Raw genomic sequence first — 1,588 nt, forward strand, 5'->3', positions numbered from 1 at the left:
CCGAGCCATAGGCCGGCGTGCCGGGCGGCAGGGCAAGCCCCTGCCCAAGCACGATAATCGTGCCGGGATCGGCATTATCCTGAGCCTGAACAGGTGTGATGACAAGGGCGGAGCCAGCCGCCAGAAGGGCGAAACGAAACAACGGTGAAATTATGCGCGGTCCATGCATCAGAAATATCCCCCAACAGTGTCGAGCACGCCCGCCTCCAAAAACCGACGCAGGGCAGTCGCGCGCACGCGCTCTGCCCCCGCCAGGCCAAGCCGGTGCGTAGCATCCCGGAATGTCATTGATGACGAACGCTGCCCCACTAGAAATCGACGATCAACTGGCCCGCAAGCTTGCGGGGCGCACTATACCGAAAGGCATTGCTGCTCACGGAATCCCATCCGAAGTTGTTCAACGCATTGGCCAGCTGCAACCGAAAGACTACCGGGTTACTGCCGAGCTTGAAACGATAACGGGTGCCGATGTCGATGATCGTTCGGCCGGGAATACGCACGATATTGTCAATATCACCGAACTGTGGCCCTTGTTCCTGCACCCCTATGTCAAATGACAAGGCCGGGAAGGTGAGCGGACGATAATCGACATTGGCGATTAAAATGCGTCCCGATGTTCCGACCGGCCGTTGCCCGATCAAGCCGTTATCGACTTCCGCCCCCATCAGCGTGGCATCCAGCAACACGGCTCCCGCAACGACGCTGACGCCTGAGAACGGAGAGCCGCTGAGCGACAATTCGACACCTCGATGCTCAACCATGCCCAGCTTGCGAAAATGGCTGACCCGGTCGAGCCCGTAATAGGGTTTGGTGATCCGAAACAAGCCGGCCACCACCGCCATGTGGCTGGACAGGTTCCACTGGATACCGCCGTCAATCTGGCGGGTTACGATTGCGGGCGGCGCCTCGTTGCGATTGATCGCGTTTTCCGGCGCAATGTCGCTTTCTTCCAGCCCTCGGGCGGCGCCGCCGTAAAGTTTGAAACGGGGCATCACGTCGATAGCCGTCGCGATGCTGTATAGCCAGGGGGCCGCCCGCGACGTCGGCAGGCGAAGCGTCGGCGTTTCCACCTCCCGCCGATACCGGCTTTTCTGAAGACTGACATTGACCTCGCCAACGCCCCGCCAGGCCGCGCCATAGGCAGCCCCAACGGTCAGTTGCTCGACCTTGCTCTTCGTCTTTTCGCCAAAGCTGAATTCCGGCCGCGACACGAAGACCGCTTCGCCGAAGGCCGCAGGATTGAGTTGCAAGCGGTCCGATCCGCCATAACGGCGGCGCTGGGCCCGTCCACGCAACGAAACATCGATACTATGGCGAAAAACACCCGTGTCGAAACTGCGCAGCGCCCGAAATTCCCCACTCGTTGACCCGTTCTTGAGATCAGAATCCGCGATTACAGTCCGTGCGCCCGGAGTCCGGGCTACAGCGGCACGATAGAGCAGCGCATGGCCTTTCGGGGTAATTTCAGTGGATCGGAACAGGCCCCCACGCACATGCCAGCTCCCCAAGCTCGCCCGCCCTATAACGCCATAATTATAGCGATCACTTTCGGAGCTGGCCCAATCCTGACCGATGAAATGCCGCCGCC

The 1,588-nt window shown here is 60.4% G+C and carries 1 protein-coding gene; it reads right to left on the reverse strand.

Features of this window, described 5'->3' with window-relative positions; translation table 11 throughout:
* Nucleotides 1–308: 308 nt before the first annotated feature.
* Nucleotides 309–1,250, reverse strand: a complete 942-nt coding sequence (locus VNS12_RS00005) for a TonB-dependent receptor domain-containing protein (RefSeq protein ID WP_325485782.1) — start codon at nt 1,248–1,250, stop codon at nt 309–311.
* Nucleotides 1,251–1,588: the final 338 nt, after the last annotated feature.

Source organism: Pelagibacterium sp., assembly GCF_035555455.1.
Classification (GTDB): Bacteria; Pseudomonadota; Alphaproteobacteria; order Rhizobiales; family Devosiaceae; genus Pelagibacterium.